A 646-nucleotide genomic window follows, 5' to 3' on the forward strand; every position below is an offset into this window, starting at 1 on the left:
GTCATCATCCCGCTGTCCGGCTGGTTCATGGCTTCGGCCGGCGGACACACGCCCGGCTTCTTCGGGCTGTTCTCCCTGCCGCCGCTGGTCGCCGAGAACGAGGCGCTCCACGAGTTCGGCGAGGAGGCGCACGAGATCCTGCCCTGGATCCTGGTGGGCGTGCTGGCCCTCCACATCCTCGGGGCCCTCAAGCACCACTACGTCGACCGGGACGCGACCCTGCAGCGCATGGTGCGGGGCACGCCCCAGTAGCCGGCACGCGCGCCGCCGGCGGGCGTTGACCCGCGTCATGCCCGCCGGCGCGACAAGGTGTCCTCCTGCCCGTCAACCGGGTAACACGACAACGACGCACAAAAGGGGCACGAGGCGATGCGCGCCATCAAACTCACGCTCTGGTCCTTCCTGGCCGGGCTGACCCTGCTCTGGCTGCTCGCGGATACACTCCTGCCTGAGCCGCTCAACTACTTCTCGTTCCGGCACGCGTTCGTTCAGTACACTGGCGTACTCGCGATCGGCACCATGAGCCTGGCCATGGTCCTGGCCACCCGGCCCGCCCGGGCGGAACGCCGGCTCAACGGCCTCGACAAGATGTACCGCCTGCACCGGTGGCTGGGCATCGCCGCCCTGACCGTGGCGGTCGTTCACT

At 69.0% G+C, this 646-nt stretch carries 2 protein-coding genes; both read left to right on the plus strand.

The features are described 5' to 3' along the window. On the plus strand, positions 1-252 hold a 252-nt coding region (locus G7A99_RS23445; RefSeq protein ID WP_205600038.1), incomplete at its 5' end, for a cytochrome b. Positions 253-369: 117 nt separating this feature from the next. After that, the coding region (locus tag G7A99_RS23450) for a ferric reductase-like transmembrane domain-containing protein (RefSeq protein WP_205600039.1) at positions 370-646 on the plus strand (277 nt) is incomplete at its 3' end.

The organism is Arhodomonas sp. KWT (assembly GCF_010993615.1).